This is a genomic window from Asticcacaulis currens, from assembly GCF_028550395.1.
Taxonomy (GTDB): Bacteria; Pseudomonadota; Alphaproteobacteria; order Caulobacterales; family Caulobacteraceae; genus Asticcacaulis; species Asticcacaulis currens.
Genome location: NZ_JAQQKW010000004.1, coordinates 131,373 through 153,891, shown reverse-complemented (window position 1 = coordinate 153,891; position 22,519 = coordinate 131,373). Strand labels below are relative to the sequence as shown.

Annotated in this window: 25 protein-coding genes and 1 pseudogene; 15 read left to right on the top strand and 11 right to left on the bottom strand. The window is 54.3% G+C overall.

Annotated features, from left to right (window positions below; all coding sequences use genetic code 11):
• The first annotated feature begins 170 nt into the window (after positions 1 to 170).
• A complete protein-coding gene (gene vapB, locus PQU94_RS08330; protein ID WP_272741001.1) occupies positions 171 to 392 on the top strand; it encodes a type II toxin-antitoxin system VapB family antitoxin in 222 nt (73 codons plus the stop codon).
• A complete protein-coding gene (gene vapC / locus PQU94_RS08325) occupies positions 392 to 811 on the top strand; it encodes a type II toxin-antitoxin system tRNA(fMet)-specific endonuclease VapC (RefSeq protein WP_368407068.1) in 420 nt (139 codons plus the stop codon). Before vapB ends, vapC begins: the two co-directional genes overlap by 1 nt.
• A gap of 901 nt (positions 812 to 1,712) precedes the next feature.
• Here the strand turns inward: vapC and PQU94_RS08320 are convergent.
• On the bottom strand, positions 1,713 to 2,177 hold the full coding sequence (locus PQU94_RS08320; RefSeq protein ID WP_272740999.1) for a hypothetical protein: 465 nt from the start codon (positions 2,175 to 2,177) through the stop codon (positions 1,713 to 1,715).
• Between the two features lie 89 nt (positions 2,178 to 2,266).
• On the opposite strand from PQU94_RS08320, the gene PQU94_RS08315 reads away from it, so the two are divergent.
• The gene (locus PQU94_RS08315; protein ID WP_272740998.1) at positions 2,267 to 2,512 is read left to right on the top strand and encodes a helix-turn-helix domain-containing protein; all 246 of its coding nucleotides are present in this window, start codon (positions 2,267 to 2,269) and stop codon (positions 2,510 to 2,512) included.
• A 114-nt stretch (positions 2,513 to 2,626) separates the two neighbouring features.
• Here PQU94_RS08315 and PQU94_RS08310 read toward each other — a convergent pair whose 3' ends face one another.
• From PQU94_RS08310 to PQU94_RS08290, 5 genes are all read right to left on the bottom strand, one after another.
• Positions 2,627 to 3,097, bottom strand: coding sequence for a hypothetical protein (locus tag PQU94_RS08310; protein ID WP_272740997.1), 471 nt, complete (start codon positions 3,095 to 3,097; stop codon positions 2,627 to 2,629).
• Positions 3,098 to 3,151: 54 nt separating this feature from the next.
• Positions 3,152 to 5,386 (bottom strand): hypothetical protein, encoded by a 2,235-nt coding sequence (locus PQU94_RS08305; protein WP_272740996.1) that lies wholly within the window; start codon positions 5,384 to 5,386, stop codon positions 3,152 to 3,154.
• 38 nt (positions 5,387 to 5,424) lie between these two features.
• The gene (locus tag PQU94_RS08300; RefSeq protein WP_272740995.1) at positions 5,425 to 6,912 is read right to left on the bottom strand and encodes a tyrosine-type recombinase/integrase; all 1,488 of its coding nucleotides are present in this window, start codon (positions 6,910 to 6,912) and stop codon (positions 5,425 to 5,427) included.
• Positions 6,909 to 8,045 (bottom strand): tyrosine-type recombinase/integrase, encoded by a 1,137-nt coding sequence (locus tag PQU94_RS08295; protein ID WP_272740994.1) that lies wholly within the window; start codon positions 8,043 to 8,045, stop codon positions 6,909 to 6,911. The genes PQU94_RS08300 and PQU94_RS08295 overlap by 4 nt, the downstream gene beginning before the upstream one ends.
• A gap of 291 nt (positions 8,046 to 8,336) precedes the next feature.
• The gene (locus PQU94_RS08290) at positions 8,337 to 8,573 is read right to left on the bottom strand and encodes a helix-turn-helix domain-containing protein (protein ID WP_272740993.1); all 237 of its coding nucleotides are present in this window, start codon (positions 8,571 to 8,573) and stop codon (positions 8,337 to 8,339) included.
• Positions 8,574 to 8,666: 93 nt separating this feature from the next.
• Here PQU94_RS08290 and PQU94_RS08285 point away from each other — a divergent pair, with 93 nt between their 5' ends.
• The 3 genes from PQU94_RS08285 (at position 8,667) to PQU94_RS08275 (ending at position 10,475) form a co-directional block, all read left to right on the top strand.
• On the top strand, positions 8,667 to 9,110 hold the full coding sequence (locus tag PQU94_RS08285) for a helix-turn-helix domain-containing protein (RefSeq protein ID WP_272740992.1): 444 nt from the start codon (positions 8,667 to 8,669) through the stop codon (positions 9,108 to 9,110).
• Between the two features lie 419 nt (positions 9,111 to 9,529).
• The gene (locus tag PQU94_RS08280; RefSeq protein WP_272740991.1) at positions 9,530 to 9,802 is read left to right on the top strand and encodes a HigA family addiction module antitoxin; all 273 of its coding nucleotides are present in this window, start codon (positions 9,530 to 9,532) and stop codon (positions 9,800 to 9,802) included.
• 460 nt (positions 9,803 to 10,262) lie between these two features.
• Complete coding sequence (locus PQU94_RS08275) at positions 10,263 to 10,475, top strand: hypothetical protein (protein WP_272741198.1); 213 nt, start codon at positions 10,263 to 10,265, stop codon at positions 10,473 to 10,475.
• Between the two features lie 120 nt (positions 10,476 to 10,595).
• Here the strand turns inward: PQU94_RS08275 and PQU94_RS08270 are convergent.
• The 4 genes and pseudogenes from PQU94_RS08270 to PQU94_RS08255 form a co-directional block, all read right to left on the bottom strand.
• A pseudogene (locus PQU94_RS08270) lies at positions 10,596 to 10,763 on the bottom strand (TetR/AcrR family transcriptional regulator); the annotation flags it as partial.
• Entirely contained in the window at positions 10,760 to 11,224 is a 465-nt protein-coding gene (locus tag PQU94_RS08265) for a nuclear transport factor 2 family protein (protein ID WP_272740990.1), read from the bottom strand. The pseudogene PQU94_RS08270 and the gene PQU94_RS08265, both read right to left, overlap by 4 nt.
• A gap of 172 nt (positions 11,225 to 11,396) precedes the next feature.
• A complete protein-coding gene (locus PQU94_RS08260) occupies positions 11,397 to 12,014 on the bottom strand; it encodes a cupin domain-containing protein (protein ID WP_272740989.1) in 618 nt (205 codons plus the stop codon).
• Positions 12,015 to 12,025: 11 nt separating this feature from the next.
• Entirely contained in the window at positions 12,026 to 12,439 is a 414-nt protein-coding gene (locus PQU94_RS08255) for a VOC family protein (RefSeq protein ID WP_272740988.1), read from the bottom strand.
• A 62-nt stretch (positions 12,440 to 12,501) separates the two neighbouring features.
• Between PQU94_RS08255 and PQU94_RS08250 the strand changes: the two genes are divergently transcribed.
• The 9 genes from PQU94_RS08250 (at position 12,502) to PQU94_RS08210 (ending at position 21,704) form a co-directional block, all read left to right on the top strand.
• A complete protein-coding gene (locus tag PQU94_RS08250; RefSeq protein ID WP_272740987.1) occupies positions 12,502 to 13,125 on the top strand; it encodes a TetR/AcrR family transcriptional regulator in 624 nt (207 codons plus the stop codon).
• A gap of 555 nt (positions 13,126 to 13,680) precedes the next feature.
• Positions 13,681 to 14,919, top strand: coding sequence for an MFS transporter (locus PQU94_RS08245; RefSeq protein WP_272740986.1), 1,239 nt, complete (start codon positions 13,681 to 13,683; stop codon positions 14,917 to 14,919).
• Between the two features lie 42 nt (positions 14,920 to 14,961).
• Positions 14,962 to 15,573 (top strand): CGNR zinc finger domain-containing protein, encoded by a 612-nt coding sequence (locus PQU94_RS08240; protein WP_272740985.1) that lies wholly within the window; start codon positions 14,962 to 14,964, stop codon positions 15,571 to 15,573.
• Positions 15,570 to 16,121: an NADPH-dependent FMN reductase gene (locus tag PQU94_RS08235; RefSeq protein WP_272740984.1), complete on the top strand. Its 552-nt coding sequence runs from the start codon at positions 15,570 to 15,572 to the stop codon at positions 16,119 to 16,121. Before PQU94_RS08240 ends, PQU94_RS08235 begins: the two co-directional genes overlap by 4 nt.
• Before the next feature lie 232 nt (positions 16,122 to 16,353).
• On the top strand, positions 16,354 to 17,310 hold the full coding sequence (locus PQU94_RS08230; RefSeq protein WP_272740983.1) for an amidohydrolase family protein: 957 nt from the start codon (positions 16,354 to 16,356) through the stop codon (positions 17,308 to 17,310).
• Positions 17,307 to 18,368: a zinc-dependent alcohol dehydrogenase family protein gene (locus PQU94_RS08225; RefSeq protein WP_272740982.1), complete on the top strand. Its 1,062-nt coding sequence runs from the start codon at positions 17,307 to 17,309 to the stop codon at positions 18,366 to 18,368. The genes PQU94_RS08230 and PQU94_RS08225 overlap by 4 nt, the downstream gene beginning before the upstream one ends.
• A 219-nt stretch (positions 18,369 to 18,587) precedes the next feature.
• The gene (locus PQU94_RS08220) at positions 18,588 to 19,553 is read left to right on the top strand and encodes an alpha/beta fold hydrolase (RefSeq protein WP_272740981.1); all 966 of its coding nucleotides are present in this window, start codon (positions 18,588 to 18,590) and stop codon (positions 19,551 to 19,553) included.
• Between the two features lie 269 nt (positions 19,554 to 19,822).
• Positions 19,823 to 20,893 (top strand): sensor histidine kinase, encoded by a 1,071-nt coding sequence (locus tag PQU94_RS08215; RefSeq protein WP_272740980.1) that lies wholly within the window; start codon positions 19,823 to 19,825, stop codon positions 20,891 to 20,893.
• On the top strand, positions 20,886 to 21,704 hold the full coding sequence (locus PQU94_RS08210) for a LytR/AlgR family response regulator transcription factor (RefSeq protein ID WP_272740979.1): 819 nt from the start codon (positions 20,886 to 20,888) through the stop codon (positions 21,702 to 21,704). The genes PQU94_RS08215 and PQU94_RS08210 overlap by 8 nt, the downstream gene beginning before the upstream one ends.
• On the opposite strand, the gene PQU94_RS08205 is transcribed toward PQU94_RS08210, so the two are convergent.
• The gene (locus PQU94_RS08205) at positions 21,701 to 22,516 is read right to left on the bottom strand and encodes a hypothetical protein (RefSeq protein WP_272740978.1); all 816 of its coding nucleotides are present in this window, start codon (positions 22,514 to 22,516) and stop codon (positions 21,701 to 21,703) included. The genes PQU94_RS08210 and PQU94_RS08205 overlap by 4 nt on opposite strands.
• Between the last annotated feature and the right edge of the window lie 3 nt (positions 22,517 to 22,519).

Below are 22,519 nucleotides of genomic sequence, written 5' to 3'. Positions count from 1 at the left end.
GCGTTATATAAAGCTCCACCCATCTCTTTCTGTCCGCGAAGGAATAATCGCCAATGCTTCAGCGAGCTAGAAACTAGGATGGGGATCATCTCCCACGATATTTGTTATGTATATCCCGTTGACATATCCCATGTTATGATTAGTTTAAGGTAAACTCCTGGAGGTGTATCATGGCTCGCACAACCTTATTTCACTCGAATCGCTCGCAAGCAGTTCGCTTACCTAAGGACGTGGCTTTTCCAGAAGGGGTCAAAGACGTAACTATTTTGAGGGAAGGGGGGCGTCGTATCATCGTGCCGTCGAACAGCGTTTGGGACGATTTTTTTGCGGCCCCAGGCATTGATCTTGGCGAGCGCGACCAACCGACAGAAGAAGTCCGCGAGCGCTTCTAATGCTTCGATATATGCTTGATACAAATCTATGCATCAGAGTGCTCCGAGACCGGCCGCAGTCAATCCGCGAACGGTTCAACGCTGAAGCTGATGGGCTTTGCATCTCCACAATAGTAATGGCGGAACTGTTGCACGGTGCTGAAAAGTCTGACCGCCCGGCTTTTAACCGAACAAAGGTCGAACAGTTTGCTGCGCGGCTCGAGGTGATTCCATTTGGGCCAGAGGCTGCCGCCCACGCCGCAGACATTCGAGCGTCCTTGGAACGTAGGGGTACTCCGATTGGCGGTTATGATGTACTAATTGCAGGTCATGCCCGAAGCAGAGGCTTGGTTGTTGTCACTGGAAATTTGAGTGAGTTCTCCCGCGTTGAAGGGCTTCGTAGCGAGGACTGGCTTTCGTCAGACCCGATGGCGAACTAATTTAGCGTCACCGTTTCTTAGAAAGTCGTGTGGAGTTACATGTTTCTCACTCCAGATTACCGTTCGGTTTTGTACCGCCACCGACGTTGCGCCCAGGTGTTATCCACGGTTGAGTTCGCTCCGGCGGTTGGTTTTGCCGAAATCGGCTTGTGGGCGAGCGTCGGCGGCAGGCGCGGAGTTGCGCATTTTGACGCACAGAACGCAACAAATGTGAGCCTAACTTCTGCCCATTCCGGGCGTGATTGCTATGCATAATGCCTAGAAGCAGATATGCTTGCAACGAAAATGAATTGCTCGAGTTACGATTTAAAAAATAGCCAGCGAAAAACAACTAATTGAGGCGCTGCAATTTCTTATTAATATTGTTGCTCGATTTGAAGACCGCCAAGCGTCATGACGCGAAGTTGCGGACTTGTACTCTATCAATCATTTGGAATACTTCGGTTCTGCTCTGCCGCGCCTTCGATCAAACCTGCTTCACGGGCGCGGGAGATTTTGAACTGGTTCACGGTTTCGCAATATGAGCAGGTTAGGTTGGCGTTGCGCATCCAAACCTTATGTAGGTTAGGATTTTGTGTTTATATTGGTTGCGGTTGGTTGATACTGTCGTCATTGCGCTTACGTGACAAAAATGCGCAACGGCCATGAACCTGATCACTAGCATTTCCCACAATGCGTACCGACAGCTCCAAATCTGGTTCAGACATGGATGTGATGGTTATGCATTCTGCCTAGAACCAGATTTGCAACGAAAATGATGCTAGAGCTACGCTTCAAAAAACTGCGAGAGAAACGCGAATACATGAACCGTGGCAATTTCGATTTTATTTTTAAGTTGAAATGTTTTCTAGATTTGAAGGCCGCTGAATATCATGAAGCGAATTTGGGGTCTCGTACTTTATCAATCCCTTGGGATACTTTGGTTGCGTTCTGTCGCAATTTCGATCAAATTTGCTTCTCGGGCGCGCGAATTTTTTGAAGCGGTTCTACGTTTTTTCTTAGGCTTGCTAGCAACGCTATCGGGTTGCTCAAATCGGCGTCTAAAATCGTCTACATAAGCTGAGATGAAATTGTGGCAGCTTGCCTTTGTAGATACAGTATCCGGCGTCACCGGGATGTTTAGTGCACGCGCAATGACGCAGACATAGTTAACTTGGGCCTCACTGGGCGGAACGAATTTTGAGTCTAAGCTGGCAAGGACGATTTGAGATATCGTCTCAAAAGGATCTTTTAATTTGAAATCCACACCGGCCTGAGTCTGCAGCTTTAATGCCGTGCAGACCGAACGACGGATCGGTACTTCAATGCCGACTTCATCGATTAAAAGAAGGCAAGTTTGCCTGTCTTGATAAAACTGATAATCCATCGACCTAAGCCACTGCCATAATGATCCTAATTCGGGATCATCCTGAAACGGGATTAGATGCTTTCGCTCACCAACGCAAGTCGTGAGCGATGAAGAAGAGCGTTCATTCCCCTCAGCAAATTATGCTGCAGTCCATGCTACGAGATGCGCGGTTGGCCGCAGGCCTTACGCAATATGGTCTCGCAGACAAACTCGGGCGTCCACAGTCTTTCGTGTCGAAATACGAAGGCGGCGATCGGCTCCTCGACGTCATTGAGCTGCTTACAGTATTGCGAGCGATCGGGGTGACCCCTGCAGATTTTATCGCACGTCTGGCTGATGAAGCGGATCATTAACTGACCTGCACCGATACTTTCTTAAGGCCTGATATCCGGCTCGACAAAAAATTTCCCTGTTTCAGAGCGATGGGCGCGACCTTTTCAGCCGCGCCCACTTTACGAGATCACAGACTAACACTCCGATTTACGGCTCGGGGCAACCGGTCTGAGGGGCAGTGGGTCCGCTGAAGGAATAGCTCCCATAGCCTCCAATTCCTTCCTCAGTGCTGCATAGTCGGCGGACATGGTCAGCCAGCCCTTCAGACCTTGAGTTGTCCCGACCGTACGGATAAGGCTTCGTACTGTGGCGATCAGAAGTTCATTTCGCCGCACCATGAGCATTAGATTCTCTTCGGTGCCTGCGAGGCGGGCAAGGAGCTTGCCCTTGGCGTTCTTGTCGGTTTTCCGCGCCAAGTCCCGTAGTCGTGCTTGGCGCTGGCGATACTCATGGAAAAGGGGACCGCGGTTAACAGGCCGGGTGATATCAGAGGGGTGCTTGAACTTATGCGAAGCGGCTACCAGCGCCGATGCAGTGATGTCCATGTCCGCTTCGAGGAATTGCTCCAGCAGTTGCCTCAGATGGTCGAGTTTGGGGTCATCCATATTGTTGTTTCCTTATTGAGCGCATGAGGAAAAAAAGCGTCACGAGCTGTAAATTCAGGTAGGTGTTTCTTTTATGTCGGGTGCCATGGCCCGTGCCCTCCGTACGTTTTCCAATCGCGTCCTGGCTCGAAGTAGCTGGTTTTGACAGCCCCCAGTGGTCGCGGGTTGGGTCATCAGCTTGTCAATGACGCTGATAAGTCGGTCCTCAAGTGCCTGGAGCGATGACGTCTCGCTGGGCAGGCCGGTTCGGGCGAGGTGCCGACAACCATTGAAGCACTCCAGCTGTTTTGGGCATGGATCAACCGTCAGACTGCTCAAACAGAGGCCGTAGGGGGTAACATGTAGCCCGCCGGCCTCGTTGGCGATGTATTCCGCGGCTGCCTGGTCTCCAAAGTCATTCTGGATGCGCCGGAATTCTGTGACGATCGGCCCGTGCACCTTGCCTTGGCTGACCAAATGGAAAGCGCGGCGTGCACCGGGAAACACGGTATCGTCAACGCCACCAGGGACCTCCATGTAGTCCAACTCTTCAGCGAGTGTTCGATGATCATAGACGTGGCTCTGCGAGGCGGAGCGCCGGCCGAACCTCAGTGTGATAAGTGCGTCGCTTACCCCTCCGCGGAACAGTTCGTTGTTCTGAAGGTGACGGAAGTCGTGCGGGTTGATTTTGTAGTTGACAGCGTCAGGGTGGCCATAGCGACTAAAGATGTTCGGCTTATTAAGGCCCAAGTGGATATTGAGATCCAGCTCGCTTCCTAGTCCAACGAAAGCATATTTGCCGACGTCCAATATACCTCCGTCACGGTCCTCGACGACAGATCTGGTCGGAAACAGGAACAGGAAGTCGTGAGGATAGTGGATGCCTCCGGAAGAAAGTGCTAACGCACCAAGATTGGGTCGCTTAGTCGGAAGATATTCCTTTACGTATCGCTCTATATCCTGAACCCTAAAGTAGTGGCGGCCGCCTGGATGCGGGAAGACGGGCTTGCCATCTTTATTCCGGAACAAAACGTAGCTGCCTTTCTCTGCCCAACGTTCGAAATACTCGAAGATTCTTCTGTTGGGCTTACGGTTATAGGCTTGGATCTGGTTTGTCCGGAGGTTATCAAGCGCGTCCTCCGAGAAGGTTTCGCGGTATTTTTCGACCAGAGCCGTGGGCAGGGGCGATGCACCCAGTTGAATGTTGCCTGACACACGTAGATATATATCCCAGTCCGGGACAATCGTGTCCGGCTCGAGGTCTGGAAACAGCCGACCGGTTTCAAGCTGAGCCTCTAAGCGTTCCCGCAGTCGCCGCGTCAACTCGCGGGTCCGCTCAACAATGTCACTGATCGGGTTGGCGAATAAGTCCGGCACATCCTGAAATGATTCCAGGAGTACAAAGCCGTCCTGAACTCTGTCCGTACTCTGCTTTTCAGCGAAGTAACGGATTTGCACAGAGGTCCCGATCCCCCCTTTGATTGCGGCATTGCGCCCCTTGCGGTCGAAATACTCCCTGATCCTGAGGCATCGCACGGGGACTCTGAATGCTTCGCCGACCCTGAAACCAGAGAATATCATCAGGGCAACAAGCTGGAAGCGAACTGCATCAGAAAAACTTCTTGGTTTTACAGTGAAGACGATGCGAACCAGTTCCCAGAACGCCTCCATGTCGGGAAGCTTTTCAGGGTCCTTCTTTTCCGCGAGCGATTTGCGCGATGCCGCCTTGCGGTGCGTGTTCTGAGTTCGCCGGCGCTGTTCGGCGAGCTTGTGGCGGCTGAGGGCTTCTGGGTCGCCAAAAGGCGTGCAATACGACGCCATAGGCCCATAGTCCGACAAGTGGTTGTGATCGAATATGGTGCGGACAACTGTCTGTAAATTCACAGCCACCTTGCCCGACTCGCCAATGTTGAGCGCAATATTGTACGCAAGGCGGATGTCTTCCGGTGTTAATTCCCAGGGAGCCTTCTTATGACAACAACAGGCCAGTATTCGAATCGGCTGCCCTATATTGCACAAAGCCGAATGGGGTTTTTGGTGGCCATCGAAAAAAGCGCAGAGCAAAACTGCAAGGTAAAATTCGATCCATTCTCGCGTCATAGCGCCGTGCTCAACCGGCTCTAGGTCTGCCTTGCGTGAATAGGCATTAAAAGGTTCTACCGCTGGCTTATAGGTATCCAACGTCCGCACCCAAGCAATACGCCCCTGGGTGATTTTGCGGGTTCGGCTGATATTCCACCGTTGGTCTTTGGGAATTAAACCCTTGGCGTCGTGCGCCAGGTTCCAAATAAGTCCTTCGCGATTTGCCAAGGCCTTCCCCCGAGCAATGTATGCGGTATAATATGCGTTCATTGGACACCGCCTCCCTGCAATTGCTCGATTAGCAATTCGATCGCCTCTAAAGTGGTGCGAAGTTGGCCCATAGCTGGGGAGGTCTCCCCTGGACGGACCATCCTGGCGAAATCGAGCACGATTTGGCGCAAGTTGGCTGCGACCTCTTCGTGTACGACCGTATCGGCCAGAGCGAGGAACTTGTGACACTCGTAGCAGCTGAGGACCGGGCTCTTGCTGCAGACGCCGACCTCGGACTTGCAAGCGCCGATGCCGGTGATCGGGACGCCATGCGGCGTTCCCGAGATGATGTTCGTCTCCGCTGTATTGTCCAAATCCTCGCGCGAAAGGATACCAATTCGAGAAGTCTGCGCTACCACGCTATAAATTTCTGACAGACCGAGCGCCTTGTTGATCCGATCTGCCTGTGTAGGCGAGGATTGGATATAGACAAGTGCGGTGGAAAGGTCCGCGTGGTTCATAAATTCTGTGATAGCAAAGTGGGACGCACCTGAATCCGCCAGCCGCTGCCCGGCCGTATGCCGGAAATCGGTCAAGGTCCGGCCCTCAATCCCAATACTCCGAAGGTATTTTTTGAATTCGGCGGCCACTTCGTCAGGGGTACAACCGAGGAAATAAGTGGAGTTATCGTTGGCTGGTCTCCGCTTCTGATACTCCAATAAAATCGGACACCACTCTCGTCTGATACTTCGCAAACGCTCCTCGGCGGATGCGTTCTGGCGCTGCTTGGTGACAGGGAACTGGACGTGCACCGCGCCGGTCGGGAATGTTTTAACGCCAGAATTTTTGATGCGGGCGATTTGTCCAGAACGCAAGCCGTGCTGAAAAGCGAGAATCAGAACGATGGCGCCGCGTAGGGTAGTTGTATGTACGTTGGTTCCTCTGCCTTTGACTGTCGCCGCTAGGTCATCCAACGATTGCGCCACGATCGACTGCTGATAAAGATCGACGAAGCAGTCGCCACTGCGGACCACGGCGTATTTGTCTAAAGGGCGGCCTTTAAGGCTCGACACGAAATCGAGATGATCGGGGGACCATTGGCCGTAGCCGTGGTTGCAGAAAGTGCGGCAAAGAGACCGCAATCCTCGAATCTGAGCGAGCGACATCTTGGGTAGTAGAGAAGTCACCCAGTAGATCCTGAATTCGCTCGGATGATCCTCGATCAGATGATTAATGATATCGCTGACGACGCCATTGCCAAGGGACAGAACGGACTGGAAATAGTTTGATGCGGAAACGGGTTTGATGTCCATTAGGAGATCGACAAGCCATCGCTTTAGGAGAGGCCGGTCAATGGCCAATGAATTGTTGAAATTGCAACGGAGCGTTTTGCCATCGACTGCCAGGTCCCACACGTCGGTTTGGGACAGGTTCAGGATGGTTCGGTATCTGTTTGCTAAGTCGTCAAAATATTTGACGCTTGGCGGCAGTTGGATGGCGAAGCGGATGGCATGGGGTTGAGAATCAAATTCGGAGACGCTCATTGATCGCCTCCCATGATTTCCCGCAACGCTGCGAGATGGTCTTCGAAGACCTCTTCCCAGACCTCGGTGAATTGGGTCTCGAAATAAGCTCGGCCATAGCGAAAAGGCATTTTCGATCCCGGCGACCACCCATAATAGGGACGCAACCGCTCTATGCTCTCGTCAAGCGGCACACCGGCGTTTTTGAACATCTGTAGCCTAGCGACGACCGAAGTATGACGAAGGTCGTGAGGTCTGACGCCGCTCATTCCGCGGATCTGCAGTGACGTGCGGGCCTCAGGCGAAAGGGCGCGGCTGACTGTCTCCAATACCAAGCTGACCGCAGGCGCAGAGAGCGGTAGCCTCTGGTTGGACGTGAAAAGGAACGGATGGTTTGGCTGGCCCCTGTGGTAGTCGACAAAATGCTGAATTCGGTGGGCCAAATCCACCGGGACGGGTATGGATCGCCAGCTCGTCGCCGTTTTCAGCGACCCTTTCAGATAGCGCGGATCTTCTTCCGCATGATCTTGCGCCACGTTCAGCCAAAACCGTGTTCGCCCGAGTTGTGTGTCGAATTCCCACTGCAGGGCATCGACGCCCAAGGCCAACAGCTCCCCGCGCCGCAGGCCCGTTCGAAGAAGGATCTCAAAGATTAACAGGTTGCGCTTTTTCTCGGGCACGCTGCGGAACGGATTGCGATGGCCTTCCAACGAGAGGATGTCATATAACTCGCTAATGACAGATGCCGGAACTGCAGTGATATGACGAGGGCGCGACGGAGCTGCTGGGCTAAGCTGCCCGTACAGATTCTTCAGCTCTCGAAGTTCACTATGCAGCCGCGTGGCTTCCAACGACGAAACGCCGAGAATCTTTAGCATGTCATAGACAAAATCGAATGCGGCGCGCCAAGTCTGATCAGCGCTGACAGAGTGGCCCTGGGCCGTGGTTCGCAGGTGGCTAAGAAAGCCGACCATGAGATTCTTCAACGCTTGAATGTCGAGTCGAGTGAGGATCTGGTCGATGTCATGGACAGGCACCATTCCTTCGCCGAATCGGCAGAGCCGATCGATAGCGCTTAGAATACGTCGCAAAGTAGCGGGTTTGCGGGCGGCTTTGAACACATCACAATAGACCGTTGCCCAAAAGCGCGGCATATAAGATTTAGATGTTGCGATTGGACCGCGAAGGGCGTGGGGAACCTCCGCGGACGAAATGGTAATTACTGGCATTGGCTGCATTCCAAAAATAAGAAGATTGGATGAGCCGGCGTGAAACTAGCGCGTAGGGTCGCGCACTGCCCAAAACCGGGGGCAGTGATTGACTTTTGCTGAGCGATGAGGGACAATCTCAGTGTCGTGGTACGACGAGAATACACCTAAGGACCTGGTCGTTGGCGCGACTCAGGTCCTTTTCACTTCCGGCAACGGATAGAGATGTCGTAGTGATTAACGGGGTGGCATGGCACCTCCATTGTTAGAGGGAGCCAAGGGGGCATAGCCCCATATCTCGGCGGGTGAATATCCAATAATTTCAGCTATCGCCGTTTCGACGCGACTGGACCGGCTTTTGCCTTTCGAGACATAGTACACAGCAGCCGCGGTCACGCCGGTGCGGCGGGCGACATCGGCAAACGAACTGCCGCGAAGGCGCAATGCCCCCTTGATCCATTCATGATGGTCCACGGCCGACTCCTTTCCAATCTTGTCTAGACTACCATAATCATGGTAGATGTATCGAGAGGTTTTGTATCCGAGTCAATCTTTAAGTGATGCTGAATGGCCAAATTTCCAAAATCCATTTCAAGACAAGATATTAGCGAACGGATAGTGTTTTTCCGCGAGCACATCGCAAGTCTGACCCAAACAGAGTTTGCAGCAAAGGCCGGAGTGTCGGCACGCGCCCTGCAGACCTATGAGCAGGGGACGGCAGACGTATCCAGCGAGTTTTGCAAACGCGCGTTTGATGCATTCGGGCTTGATCCGGTATGGTTATTGACGGGGCAGGGGGCTCCGGAAAGCCAAGTCGGGCGCGGTGGTGCAAAGCCGCTTGCACAAATTGCTTACCAAGCCGTCGATGAAGCGGTCAGCAATTCCGGGCAAGAGTTGACCAGGGCGCAAAAGGGATGGCTCGTGCAGGCGGTCTATGAGCATCTTGTCAAATCTAACGGCGACCTTAAAAAGGTCGACATTCCACTGCTCATGAGGCTTCGTCCCGTATGATTACTCGTTTGTCCTTAGCAATAGAACAATTATTACGTCATCTGCACTTGATGTTTATTCTGGAGGAAGCGAAGCAAAATGCGGCGTGGCTGAGTTTGTCGACTGCGGATCAGGCTATTTACCTCAGACATCAAATGAACAATCACGGCCCTCTGATACAATTGGCGGCAGTTGGAATGGCTATAGTCAGCTTACTCGCTGCCGCCACCACAAGGGATCTGGAGTGTTTTGCCATATGTCTAGCATACACGACGACTTCCGTGATTTTTCTGCTTGTAGCGAGGCAGAGATACCAACAAGCCGAGGAGCAGATTTTCAACTTATAAGAGCACGAGCGGTGGCATTATGTATCGACCGTATACTTTGTTCTATTCTGAGAACGATAACGTTCTACGCTGCGAAAGGCCATCCGCACCGGTATGGAAAGAGAACCTGCCCCAGCCATCGCAATCGCTACCCCAGGAGATATTCTCTTGGAGGAACTTCTCACGCCTATGAATATCTCGGTCGAGGTTTTCGCCGACCAAATCGGGCAGGACCGACATCCCATCGACGGTTTCGTTAAAGGGGAGCATCGGTTTGAGCCCGATGTTTTCATTTCATTCGACCGCGCCCTCGGCCTGAGCGATGGCTACTGGAGCAACGTGCAATTCATCTACGATACCCGAATGACTAAAAAGCACACTGAGTAAGTTGGATATGCCGTGGCAAAAGTCGGTACACCGGATAAACGCCTGCCACCTAGTGAGACTAAACGAGATTGCTTTGAGGTTGCCTGGCATCGTCGGCACCATCCATTTTCCCGCTAATTTTCACGACTGACAGGGCCCCGTCAGGCTGTGGGCGCTGAAGGACTTTCGCCTCAGACCACCCGGCTCGCAGCCATGTTTTCCACTCGTCAGGCTGCGTCAGGATGACGGGCATGGCCGTAACCACGCCGACCTGTGTTCGGTCGTCACGCGATATTGGACCTGTGGGACCTTGTGCGATGTCGCGCGCGCCATGGGCCTGCCGGAAGACCTGATAGATACCCTATAGTCTCATGTGTCGCACTGGTTGCGGGACGGATTCAAGACCGAAGACGATGACGGACTCAGTATCAATCTGAATGATCGGCGCATCCGTTGGGTCTTTGAGCTGTCGCGTAAGCTCATGGGCACGCCCCGCCATCTTAGCCTGCAACCTGGCGGATTTGTCCTGTCACATGACGGGCTGGATGACATGTGCCCCATCGAACCAGCAGCGATGAAGAACCGGCAGGTTATCGAGTTCGACAAGGACGATATTGATGCCCTCAAATGGATGAAGGTCAATTGCCTGGCGCTCGGCATGATTGTAAATTCGCATGCAATTCTGACCCCCTAAAGGGTGGTGGGGATGCGATTTGACAGCCGTGACAGCCTCTACCGGATCAACAACCTGCTCTAACGGCGAAAAAATCGCTGTGGTAAGCCAGTTATTGATATTCTCAAGGACAGCCCCCAACATCTCTTCTTTCCCACCAGGAAAAAAATTGTAGAGGCTGGCCTTCCCAAGACCCGTTGCCTTGGACAGAGAGGCCAGGCTAGCCCCCTCGAAACCGTGCTCACGGAATGCCTCCGCTAGTGCAGGCAGAGCACTTTCACGGTCGGTGAGGATGCGCTTGGAACTCAAAGGCCCAAATTGCTCAGTGATGGATGATCGTCCGGGCGGCGGCCGAGAGGCCAGTGGAACAAGCGCTCTGCTTCCTTGATGGGCATCTCGTTGATACTGGCATGGCGGTTCGACATCAGTCCGTCTTCGGCAAAATGCCAATTTTCGTTTCCGTATGCGCGGAACCACTGTCCCGCGTCGTCACGATACTCATACGCATAACGGACGGCAATACGGTTGCCGGTAAAGGCCCATAGTTCCTTGATGAGCCGGTATTCGTGTTCTTTGTTCCATTTGCGCTCCAGGAAAGCTTGGGCCTCTTGTCGATTGGTTGCGAACTCGACCCGGTTACGCCAGTGCGTGTCAAGCGTGTAGGCTAGGGCGACCTTGGCAGCATCGCGGGTATTCCAGCCATCTTCGGCCAGGCGAACCTTCTCGACGGCAGTGTCGTGGGTGTAGGGGGGCAGCGGCGGACGGGACATTTCGTTTCCTTTCAGGATGTTTGAGCTACTGGCGAATGGGGCCGCGAGCCTAGCGCTTCGCCCTTACCCAATTACACCACACGGTGGGACGCGACCCCTCCACCATCTCTTGGCTTTAATCAATAAGTCCTGAGCGGGCCGGAAATTGACTTATTACCCTAAAAAATCCAATTTACGCCGTTTGTACGCCATCTGGTTTCAGGTGTCCGGTAATGACGAGAAAGCGTGTTGAGGTTTCAGAGTGTGGAGCATGGACAATGCTGGGGTTAAGCCGGAGCCAATCGCCAGGCTTGAGACGTTTCGGGGCACCGGCGAGTTCACCGGCCAACAAATAGATTTCTTCGCCTCTATCATGGCGATGCGGGCGGATGCGGGTACCCGAAGTAAAGTCCACCAAGGCTACAGAATAGTCTTGCGTGCGAAAATTACAGCGCCTGACGCCCGACTGCAATCCGTCAAACCAACTGAGATTTTCCGCTTTGATGATGCTCTTAGGTCCACCGGGCACTATGGGAGAAACCATGTGAAACAAAACAGCCCCCCAAGGTCCAGCACGCAGTTTTCCTTTACCGTCCAGCCCGATATAGCTTTGCGGACTAAGCATGACCGGTCCGGAAGCTAGCGATCCTAAAAGGATGATAACGTCGTGACGGCCGTTGCGAAGGTTGAGCACGGTGTTAGGGTCTAGCTTGACTAATCGACTGGCAGGGCTTTCTTCCGGTCGAGTTAACGCATGGACGCCGATCGATAGATCACTAAGGCGTGACTGCAGTTGGTCTAACGAAACCATTTTACTCTCACTTATATCAGCGTTACGAACTCAACCCGCGGCCCCCCAGGTATGGTGCACATCATGTGGCGGGCCTTGCCGTCGGCTCGTGGTTCCGGCGCGAACTCAATTGTGGCGCCGCCGGCCTGAACTTCTGCATAAACGGCTTCTAGTTTTTCCGGGCTTTCGACCAGAAAGGCGACATGATGCAGACCGACATTGCGCCGCCGATCGAAGGGCGCGCTTTGCGCCGCATCGGCAACCTGCCATAGCGAAATCATTGTCTTGCCATCTGTCACCATGGCTGCAGGGTAGGCAGGCATTTCCCTTATCAGAGAAAAACCCAGGCAATGTTCGAAAAAGCTCCTCGCTGTTGCCAGGTCATATACACTTAGGCCAACATGGTGGACCCCTAAGGTCATGGGAGGCGTCGGCTCAGGCAACATATGCAGGTCTCTTTCCGTAAGTGAACAGGTCTGTTCACATTGAATAGTGGACAGATTTGTTCATGTCAACTAAAGTTACCTCCAACCACTGGAAACCGTCTCATATGGCCCATCCACGGAAAGACCAATTGATTGCGGTCGCGTCGGATCTGTTCAACCGGTATGGCTATCATCAGGCCGGAGTGGACATGATTATGCGGCAGTCCGGCGTCTCGAAAACTACGCTCTATAAGTATTTTCCGACAAAAGAGGATTTGATCCTCGATATTCTGAAACGGCGCAGCGATGACTTTATGGAGCGAGTTCACCGACGCCTTGAGACTACGCATGCAACATCATCTGTCCCGAAATCGCACGCGGCGATCACAGTCATTCTGGATGTTTTTGAAGAATGGATCCGAGGTTCGGCGTTTTTTGGCTGTAATTTTGCACGCGCTTCCGCCGAGTATGGTGATCCTGAACACGCAATCTACATCCATGCGTGCGCACACAAAGACCGTGTTGAAACCTTGCTCGCTTCGGTTCTTACTGAGCTTGCACCCGAAGACGCGAAACGCGCCGCCCGTCAGATAATGCTGGTTATTGATGGAGCCATCACCACGGCTCAGGTTCGGGGCTGCCGCGAGATTATGGATGAAGCCCGTCAGCTAGTGTCTATGATCCTCGTTCAATTCTCTCCGATTTAGAGTTCACTTCTGGTTTAGGTTGAACCGCTACAGGCAATTTCAGCTCGTCGCGCTAGACGTCGAATCGACAGGGTCAAAAGTAATGCAGTTGCGGGGCGAATGCTTGTCGAAGTCCTTTAAGTCGCGGCGGTTTCGGTCGGTCCAGGCAAAACGCCTTTGAGGACAGGGATGCCAATTGGTTTCACGCCAGCATGAAGAAGGTCACCCGCGGTATCGGTCAAGCTTCGGTGTTTGACCGATTGAACCTTATTCCCGGCAATATAACCCCAAGGTCGTCACTTTGCTTAAATCTGACGCCGTTGCTGTCTATCACGCCGGCGTTCTCAGAGGATTCCCTGCCTCTTGCTGCGCGCTGCCAAAAGCAGGATTCGGTCTTGATATGCGCCGAGAACTGACTTCCATCCGCTCCCTCACTGACCTTAGCGGTGCTGCAGCAATCTTTAGGCCCCGCATCGCTAAAATCCAGCCCGGAGACACCGGCAAAACAATTTAGCAGGTTGACTCTGTCGGTAACCGGCAATAGTTTTTTACTGGTTACGCGATGGGAGATTATTTATGTCCACCAGTACAAGAGCTCCGTTTTATGGATGGTATATCGTTGCCGGCGCCTTCCTGGTTTTGTTTAGTTCCTTCGGAATATTTTACAGTTTCGGAGCGTTCCTCCCCGCGCTGCAACAAGCCTTTGGCGCAAATCGAGGCATTATTACCCTGGGGTTTTCGTTGGCGGGTCTGGTGTACTTTGCGTGCGGAGCGATCAGCGGTCCTTTGGCCGACCGATTCGGCGTCCGTCCGCTTTGCTTCGCGGGTACGGGATTTCTGGCGGTAGGACTCATCAGTTGCGCCATCGCACAGACGCTACCGCAGCTTCTCGCGGCTTATGTGCTGGGATTGGGCCTCGGAATCGGCTGCATGTTCGTGCCGGTGATCGGGGCGGTGCAAAAATGGTTCATGCGAAAACGAGGCATCGCCACCGGGATCGCAATGTCCGGCATAGGTGTTGGCACGCTACTTGTTCCGCCAGCGGCAGCCTGGGCGATAACGAACATTGGGTGGCGCCAGACGTTCGTTGCACTTGTCTGTATAGCTTTGGCATGCGGCCTGATCGCAATTGTCACATTGCGCGACACACCTGCGGAAAAGGGCGTGTTGCCAGACGGCAATAAGTCTGAAGCTGCCCCCTCACAGCTTCCGGGTATGACGGTTGGCGAAGTTGTTCGCATGCCAGCTTTCCGCCTTTTATACTTAGCTTGCTTGCTCTACGGCGTCGGTGCGTTTTTGCCATTTGTTCACCTTGCACCTTACGCCATTGACAAAGGCATCTCCCCACAGAACGCAATCTGGCTTGTCGGACTGATCGGCGTTGGAAGCACAATTGGCCGCTTCGCCCTTGGGGGCCTCGCCGACCGCTTCGGGCGTTTGCAGTTCGTCGTTGGGATGACTGCAGGAATGGGAGCGAGCCTGGTCATGTGGTTGTCTGACAGCTTCGCGGTGTTGTCAGTCTTTGCCGTCGTGTTTGGTGCCTTCTACGGTGGATCGGTCGCTATCATGCCTGTCTTCGTCGCTGAGCGCTTTGGGCCACGGTACGTGTCGGGTATAACCGGTGTGTTGTTCACAAGTACGGGAATTGGCACGCTCGTAGGTCCTGCGGCCGCCGGCTTTCTATACGACTCCCATCATTCGTATGTAGTCGCCATTTGGGGCGCTGTATTGGCGACTTTGGTGAGCGCATGCCTGATGTGGCTTTGTCGTGCACCGAGCCGGTCAGCGACTCAGGTTCCAGTTTCGAAGGGCTAATCTTGCCCTTGATGGCAAAAACGCAGCTGCTATCTGTAAGATATGAGATTTTCCGAAAAATACGACATCCCCAACGAGTTTGCGCTGCTGTACGACTTCGTGAATTCGGGAGAACCGCGAAAGGCTCCACGCGGAGTTCGCAAAGCGAATGAAGGGGACGCCCTTCGGACGGTCGGGGACTATGTAGTTTGGTTGGATGCACACGGGCTTCCCACTGCTGAGCCCGAGCAATCCTATGGCCCAGCCTTAGCATTGCGGAACGCCCTGCGTGAATACTTTCAAACCTCATCGGGCGAAGGTGGTGTTACACCTGCCTCTGCTGCGGCTGTCCAACAAGCAGCCGTTTCTTTTCCGATGGTTGCGAACTTTTCACACGGCGGGGTGACGTTGCGGCCGCTGGTTTCCACGCAGGCGATCGGTCTTGTGCTCGGAGAGATGGCGCGGCTGTCGATGGTTGGCGATCTCGGTCGACTCAAAATGTGTGCATCAGACGATTGCAATTGGGTTTTCTTTGACAGATCAAAACCGGGCAATCGCCGTTGGTGTACCTCCGAACGCTGTGGCAACCGCAACAAGACTAAGGCCTTCCGAGCACGCCGACGCGCCATGGAGGCCGACGGTGCGAGCCAGACAGGGCAAGGATTTAATAGGTGATAAAAAACCAGCTCAAAATCTTAGCAATCTCTGGCAGCACGCGCAGGCATTCTACAAACACCGCACTCCTTCGCGCGATCGCAGCGGTCGCGCCTGCAGATATCTCCGTCGAGATTTTTGACAAAGTGGGAGACTTGCCAATTTTTTCGCCGGATATCTCGGACGAGAGCTTTCCTGACATCGTTCGTCAGTTTGCGGACCGGATTGCTGCTTCTGACGGGTTGATCGTCTCAAGTCCCGAATATGTGCATAGCATCCCCGGCGGCTTGAAGAACGCGATTGACTGGTTGGTCTCCGGCAGCGAGGTGATCGGAAAGCCGATCGCGTTAGCTCACGCATCCCACCGCGGCGATGACATGTTGACGGGGTTGCGCCTGGTACTCTCCACAGTTTCCTCAGGATTTAACGAGCGCATTTTCTTTAGGCTCCCAGTGAAGCAGGCCACTCCAGTCGAGATCCTCGAACGCGTAATGGAGCCGGGCAACAGGCGAGAAGCAGAAGCATTCCTTCACAACTTTGCTACGTTGTGCCGGGGTGCTCCGCGGTGAGATGGGGTGGCATAATTCAGATTCCGCGCTTCGACGCGCGCAAGCGGCTATTCAGCGTAAACCCTGGTGAATTCGCGGCTTCGCTGCATTAAAGCCATCGTATCCTGTGCCAAATTCCTAAGACACTCGGTTCGCCGTAGCCTGACTGGCAACACCTTGATTCCGGCGGTCGAGCAGGTTTCGGCTGCAATCAGGCGGAGGGACCGGTGCCAGAGGTGGGAGCTCGAGCAACATGACCGCGTTAGACAGAAGATCAATACTTACGGCAGGCCTGGCGGCAGCTGCAGCGGCGTCCGCGGCTCCCACATTCGGAGCGGTTAGCACCCGTGATGCCGAGCCGGTCATCGATGTACACCTACATGCTTATCCGCAATCGTTGTCGTTGCCTGCGGCTGCGACAAATCCCATCACTGGCGAAAAATCGTCCATCTTGAATGGCGCAGACCACATGGAAGCCTGCCTTACCGAAATGCAGCGGTGGAACGTCGTAAAAGGCGTTGTGAGTGGTGGCGACGGGGATCGCATGCAAGCAGCGATCGATTGGAAAAAGCGGGATCCTGATCGGATAATGGCCGGCGCCGGGATCCGAGGTTCAAAGGACGTCCCTCTCCCGCCCATTGAAACCTTGCGCGCCGCGATCCAACGTAAGGAGATTTCGGTCCTTGGGGAAATAACGGCTCAGTATGCCGGCCTCACCTTGAGTGATCCGATCTATGATCCCTACCTCGCCCTAGCCGTCGAATTCAATATTCCGGTCGCGGTTCATTTAGGGACGATGCCGCCAGACACGCCATTTGATCCATGCTGCACGACGGCGCGAACGCGGCACGGGCGTCCAGAAACGATTGAGGAAGCGCTTGTCAAGCATCCGGGCTTGCGGGTGAATATCATGCACAGCGGCTGGCCCTATCAAGAGGAAACCATCGCGCTGCTGATGCTTTATCCAAATTTGAATATCGATACCGGAGCAATATCCTGGCTTCTGCCAATGGAAGCTTTCCACGCCCACTTGCGGAAGTTCGTGGAGGCCGGTTTCGGTAAGAGGATAATGTTCGGTTCCGACAACATGTTCTGGCCTGGAGCCATTGGCCTCGGCATAGCCGCCGTTAAAACGGCGAGCTTCCTGACCAAAGCACAGCAGCGCGATATATTGTACAATAACGCGAAGGCCTTCTTGAATATCGCTTGATCGACACTTTCGATCAATCATTTCTCCGCCACCTCACATCAGTATCGGAGCCGTTCGTGAAGGCCCTTCTCCTTACCGGTCCATCGCCCGATTTGGTCAAACCGGTCTCACTGCCGGACCCCGAGAAGCCAGGCCGGGGCGAAGTTCTGGTTCGCATGAAGGCGGCGAGTGTCAATTTTATCGATACTGCTGTAGCCTCAGGGCTCTACCCCGGGATATCCTATCCAATCGTGCCCGTGGCCGACGGCGCGGGGGTGGTGATTGGCATAGGCGAAGGGGTTACGGGGGTTAAAGTCGGGCACCGAGTGGCAATCCACCCAAAATCGCGATGGATAGCCGGGCGCCCTACGGCGGAGCGCGCACGTACTATGCGAGGCGTCACCCACAATGGTTCGTTGCAGGAATTTGCAACGGTGCCATCGGATACGGTGGTTGTCGCTCCGGGCTTCCTCGATTGGCGCCACATAGCGGCACTACCCATCGCCGCGACGACAGCGTGGAATGCTCTTAAAGCCGCAGTTATCCGGCCAGGCAGTTGGGTGGTCTTGCTCGGCACCGGAGGACTTTCGCTGATGGGGTTGCAATTTGCCAAGGCCCTTGGCGCCCATGTGATTGTCACATCAACGTCCGAAAAGAAGGCGGAGCGCGTCAAAGCGCTGGGTGCCGACCATGTCATCAAAACAAGCGCTGGGTCCGACTGGAGCTGCCAAGTCCTGGATCTGACCGACGGCGTTGGAGCGGACCTCGTACTTGAGACAATCGGCGAGGCGACCTTCAATTCGGCTGTTAGGTCAGTCCGCCAGGGCGGGACGGTGTTCACCGCGGGCTTCGTTTCCGGGTCCCGGGTCGAAGTCGACCTTATGAGCATCATTACACGAGCTGTTCGGGTCATAGGTGTCAACACTGGCTCCGTGGAAGATTTAGAGGAGGCAATGGCTGTCATCGCTAGTGCTGACATCCGCCCGGTTCTCGGCACTGAGTTAAATGTTGCCGCCGCAGCTGACGCGTTGAGGGGACAGCCTGGTTTCGGCAAGACGATCATTCATCTCGACTGGTAACGGCTGAATTCGAAACGGTGCAACACGGCACAAAAAGTGAGATTGCTTCACACGGCATCTCACCGCGCCGTCGCGGCCGCTCAACGAAACCAGGCTGTGTTTCATGAGTAATCGTGTTACGAATCATCGCTGTATCCAATTCGGAGGGCGCGCGGTGAGCGAACACTCGGCTCTTTGTCAAAGTCTAAATCCGGTGCATGGACAGTAAGGGAGCATCTTATGAGAAAAATCGTTCAAGCTGTTTGGGTCGCTGTGGCGCTGGCGGCCGTTGGGGCGCCGGCAACGGCTATGGCGAAAGCGTCAAAGGAAGGTATTGTTGCCATCTCGTCTGGCGTCACCATCGCCTACCAGGATATGGGGCCGAAAACAGGCCGGCCGATCATACTTGTGGCTGGCACAGGTATGCAGATGGTCGAATGGCCTCAGGCTTTGCTCAAAGGACTGACTGCGCAAGGCCGTCGGGTCATCATTTTTGACAATCGCGATGCCGGTCGTTCGACATCTTACCCTCAGGCCGGGCTGCCAGATTTCGGAGCTCTGTTCATGGCCAAGGCGAGCGGATCCAAATTGCCCTTGCCCTACACTGGTGAGGACATGGCTCAGGATGTTACCGCCTTGATGACTGCGCTTAAGATTAAAAAGGCAGACATTCTGGGCATGTCAGGCGGCGCTACCCTTGCAGAGCTGGCGGCAGTCAAGTCTCCAGACCGGGTTTCTTCGCTGGTTCTCGTAATGTCAAATTCCGGTAATCCCGCGCTTCCGGTCCCGGCCGATCCGAAACGTATGGCGACTGCGCAGGTCCCAGGTGGCGATGCGCTGGCCAACCGAATTGCGCTCGGCAAGGCTCTCGCCGGCAAGGACGCGAATTACGACGCCCTAGAGACTGAAGCATTCGCCAAGGCTGCGTTGGCTCGCAACAATGATCCGTTGGGCGGCATACGCCAAGGCGCTGCGCTGTTGGCTTTGGGGGATTTGAGAGGGGAGATAGTCCGCATCAAGGCGCCAACTTACGTGATTCATGGAGTTGACGATCCCCTCGTCCCATTGGCCGCTGGCGAGGAGGTCGCGAAGACCGTCCCGGGCGCGAAATGGCAAGCGGTCGAAGGCATGGGACACAATCTGACTGCTGGCGGCGTGAGGGCCGTGCTTAGAGCGATTTCTGAAGTTGCGCCTGTTACCCGGTGACGTAATAGCGGGCGCAAAGCTACCACGGGCCAGGGGAAGTGGCCCGTGGTAGCTCTTTTATGCGGATTGCAGCTGTATCGACGGCAAGGTAGGCCTCTGGGATTTGTAGCACGAGGCTAATCTGTGCCTCAGCGTCTGGTCCTATTACGTCGGCTCAATCGAGCGTTAATATATTCGTTGAACAATGTTACCCGGCAATAAAAAGACGGTCATAATATATGGAGGCTCGCCCGTCTGACCTTAGCTTGAGCGATAGTGTGAGCACTTCGATGACGTATATTCGCCAGATGACCGCAGTCCGCACCAAGGTGATGATCTTCGCTACCCTGGCGGTATGGATTACTGCCTTTATTGCGTGGACCGCCGACTGGTACGCAATGTCATTCCCTTTTGGATTGCAACGGGCGGCAGGGCGCGGGATCATGTGTATGATCGGGATGGCCACGTGTGGATGCTTGTATCAAATTTTGACCCATTTGGAGTTGAGGACCTGGTCGTACAGGATAGCTACGGGAGCCGGACTTGCGCTTCTGGCGTCGGCGATCTACGCAGGCTGCAGTGGGTTGGTCTTCCAATTTTTTAATCCGGCGTGGGAGACAAACGGACTGGCGGAGGGAATTAGAACAGCCGTAGGCGTAAGCTGGGTTTTCTTTCTTTGGATTGCTATTTTCTTTATTTTTCAAATGGCGGCCGACGCACAGGAGGCCCGATTGAAGCTGGCAGAAGTCAGCGCGGCCGAATTCAAAGGTCGTTATGAGGCGCTCGCTTCACAGATCCATCCGCATTTTCTTTTCAACGCGTTGAACACTGTGTCGGCCCTGATCCTCGATGGTGCCTATGATAAGGCGGAGCGTACAACTTTATCGCTTGCGTCGCTTCTCAGGCATTCACTGGAGGCAGACCCATCCGGTCTCGTTCCCCTGGAGCAGGAACTGAGTGCTGTGCGGAGATATCTGGAAATCGTACAGGTTCGCTTCGAGACGCGCTTGAACATCGTTGAAGACATTCCGGCTTCCCTCTTGAAAACTGAAATTCCTCAACTGCTGATCCAGCCCCTCGTCGAAAACGTTATTCGCCACGGAGTTTCTCGGACATCGGACCGTGTTACCCTAACTTTGCAAGCCGAAGCGATTGGAAGCGATCTGTGTTTCCGCGTTCTGGATGATGCGATATCGGACTCCCGCGCACCAGAGAATCCCGGTTCTGGTATCGGGCAGGAAAATATCCGAAAGCGGCTAAAGTTGATGTTTGAAGGCCGTGCGTCTCTTGAATGCGTGGCATTGCCCCGCGGATATTTATCTGCTTTGCGCCTGCCATTGGAGACTCGTCTCTATGCTTGACGTTGTCATAGTCGACGATGAACCAATGGCCGTACGCCGGCTTGAGATTCTGCTGAAGGCATTTGATGATGTTCGGGTAGTTGGGACTGCGACCTCATCGATCGCCGCCCTGGACCTTTTGACTAGAGTTCGACCTAACCTGATCCTTCTCGATATCGAAATGCCCGGGATGGATGGTGTCGCTTTGGGTCAGAAGCTGAAGGCAGAAGGCAAGGCAGACTATATAATCTTTGCGACAGCGTTTGCCCAATTTGCCGTCGATGCCTTCAAGCTCGATGCGACGGATTACCTGTTGAAACCTATAGAGCCCGAGCGGCTCCGAGCGGGCATCGACCGTGTGAAGGCGTCGATGGCCACCAGAGCAAAATCCGCGAGGACGGAGGTGCTTGAACGAATCGTCAGTGAGATCCAATCTACGATACCACAGGGAAAGTCGCGATCTATCTGGGTCACTGACAGCCGCGGCCGGCTCAGATTAGACATCTCGGACATAATATGGCTCGGCGCGGATGGGGACTACGTGCGTATTCACCTATCGGAGCGCAGCCTCTTCGTGCGGGGAAAAATCAGCGCGTTCGGCGACGATTTGCGCCCTTACGGCTTTATCCAGGTCCACCGGTCCGTGATGGTGCAGAGATCTTATGTCAGTAAGATCGAGTTCATTGGCGACCGCCGATTCAGGCTGACACTTATAAACGGTACTCAGATCAGCACCAGCCGCGGGTTCGCTGAAGCCATCCGAGGCCTGTCATCGATACACGTCGCCGGATCGTTAGAAAGCTCCGGCGACGCCCATCTGCCCAGCGGCTAAATTGCAGCCTTATCCTCCTCAACCTTACGGCACGCCTGCGCGGTGATTGCTAGAGCGGACGAGGCCAATAGCGTCGCGATGAAAATAAGCGTCCAACTGAGCTGAATCATTTTAGGGTTGTTTGCCAGAATCATTGGGATGTGGACCAAAATCACGAAGATCCACATCATTGTCGCCTCTAGACCTGCAGCAAGGCGCCAAACTTTGGGAAGGAAGGGGCCCGCAAGGATTGCCAATCCGGCGCAGAGGTGGCCTGTTCCAGTAATGTAGGCGAGGGGGAGTCGTGCGGGTATCCAGTGGGGGATCATGCCCGCGGTAAAGTCGGCGAAGCCGTAGTGGGAAGCTCCGAATTGGACGCACGCCAGCCCGAACAGAATACGGCCAATACCCCATGTCGAGTTCCAGCGCGTAAGGTCGCTGCGGTCCTGGATCAACCCGTAGAGAACCAACGCCCCGCCGAGCATGGCGACTTCTTCGGAAAATGGAGTTAGAAACCCGACCCAGCTAACGAACTCGTTGATCTTGCCGAATAGTGCGACCGTCTCAGGAACTTTAAGGGCCAAAAGCCATACAGCAAACATAGCTGGTGTTAGAATAGCCGCCCACCGCTTTGTCTTCGAAAACAGGAGGCCGACCCCCGCGAGAATGAGGAGTGCGTTCGAGAGGTATGATACCTGGATCGGTACCCAAGGCGGCGTCGGTTGCCATTGCATGGCGAATGTGCCGGCAATGAGTGATGTCAGGCCAAGGCCGAAAAGGCCGACAGCGAAACCGATCTGCGCTGCGCGCGCGACCTTTATGCTAGTTTCCATTTG

Excerpts from the sequence above, each read along its gene's own strand:
- vapB (WP_272741001.1), top strand. The coding sequence starts at position 171 with ATGGCTCGCACAACCTTATTTCACTCGAATCGCTCGCAAGCAGTTCGC.
- vapC (WP_368407068.1), top strand. The coding sequence starts at position 392 with ATGCTTCGATATATGCTTGATACAAATCTATGCATCAGAGTGCTCCGA.
- PQU94_RS08320 (WP_272740999.1), bottom strand. The coding sequence starts at position 2,177 with ATGGATTATCAGTTTTATCAAGACAGGCAAACTTGCCTTCTTTTAATC.
- PQU94_RS08315 (WP_272740998.1), top strand. The coding sequence starts at position 2,267 with ATGAAGAAGAGCGTTCATTCCCCTCAGCAAATTATGCTGCAGTCCATG.
- PQU94_RS08310 (WP_272740997.1), bottom strand. The coding sequence starts at position 3,097 with ATGGATGACCCCAAACTCGACCATCTGAGGCAACTGCTGGAGCAATTC.
- PQU94_RS08300 (WP_272740995.1), bottom strand. The coding sequence starts at position 6,912 with ATGAGCGTCTCCGAATTTGATTCTCAACCCCATGCCATCCGCTTCGCC.
- PQU94_RS08295 (WP_272740994.1), bottom strand. The coding sequence starts at position 8,045 with ATGCCGCGCTTTTGGGCAACGGTCTATTGTGATGTGTTCAAAGCCGCC.
- PQU94_RS08285 (WP_272740992.1), top strand. The coding sequence starts at position 8,667 with ATGGCCAAATTTCCAAAATCCATTTCAAGACAAGATATTAGCGAACGG.
- PQU94_RS08280 (WP_272740991.1), top strand. The coding sequence starts at position 9,530 with ATGGAAAGAGAACCTGCCCCAGCCATCGCAATCGCTACCCCAGGAGAT.
- PQU94_RS08275 (WP_272741198.1), top strand. The coding sequence starts at position 10,263 with ATGGGCACGCCCCGCCATCTTAGCCTGCAACCTGGCGGATTTGTCCTG.
- PQU94_RS08265 (WP_272740990.1), bottom strand. The coding sequence starts at position 11,224 with ATGTCCCGTCCGCCGCTGCCCCCCTACACCCACGACACTGCCGTCGAG.
- PQU94_RS08260 (WP_272740989.1), bottom strand. The coding sequence starts at position 12,014 with ATGGTTTCGTTAGACCAACTGCAGTCACGCCTTAGTGATCTATCGATC.
- PQU94_RS08255 (WP_272740988.1), bottom strand. The coding sequence starts at position 12,439 with ATGTTGCCTGAGCCGACGCCTCCCATGACCTTAGGGGTCCACCATGTT.
- PQU94_RS08250 (WP_272740987.1), top strand. The coding sequence starts at position 12,502 with ATGTCAACTAAAGTTACCTCCAACCACTGGAAACCGTCTCATATGGCC.
- PQU94_RS08245 (WP_272740986.1), top strand. The coding sequence starts at position 13,681 with ATGTCCACCAGTACAAGAGCTCCGTTTTATGGATGGTATATCGTTGCC.
- PQU94_RS08240 (WP_272740985.1), top strand. The coding sequence starts at position 14,962 with ATGAGATTTTCCGAAAAATACGACATCCCCAACGAGTTTGCGCTGCTG.
- PQU94_RS08230 (WP_272740983.1), top strand. The coding sequence starts at position 16,354 with ATGACCGCGTTAGACAGAAGATCAATACTTACGGCAGGCCTGGCGGCA.
- PQU94_RS08220 (WP_272740981.1), top strand. The coding sequence starts at position 18,588 with ATGAGAAAAATCGTTCAAGCTGTTTGGGTCGCTGTGGCGCTGGCGGCC.
- PQU94_RS08215 (WP_272740980.1), top strand. The coding sequence starts at position 19,823 with ATGACGTATATTCGCCAGATGACCGCAGTCCGCACCAAGGTGATGATC.
- PQU94_RS08210 (WP_272740979.1), top strand. The coding sequence starts at position 20,886 with ATGCTTGACGTTGTCATAGTCGACGATGAACCAATGGCCGTACGCCGG.
- PQU94_RS08205 (WP_272740978.1), bottom strand. The coding sequence starts at position 22,516 with ATGGAAACTAGCATAAAGGTCGCGCGCGCAGCGCAGATCGGTTTCGCT.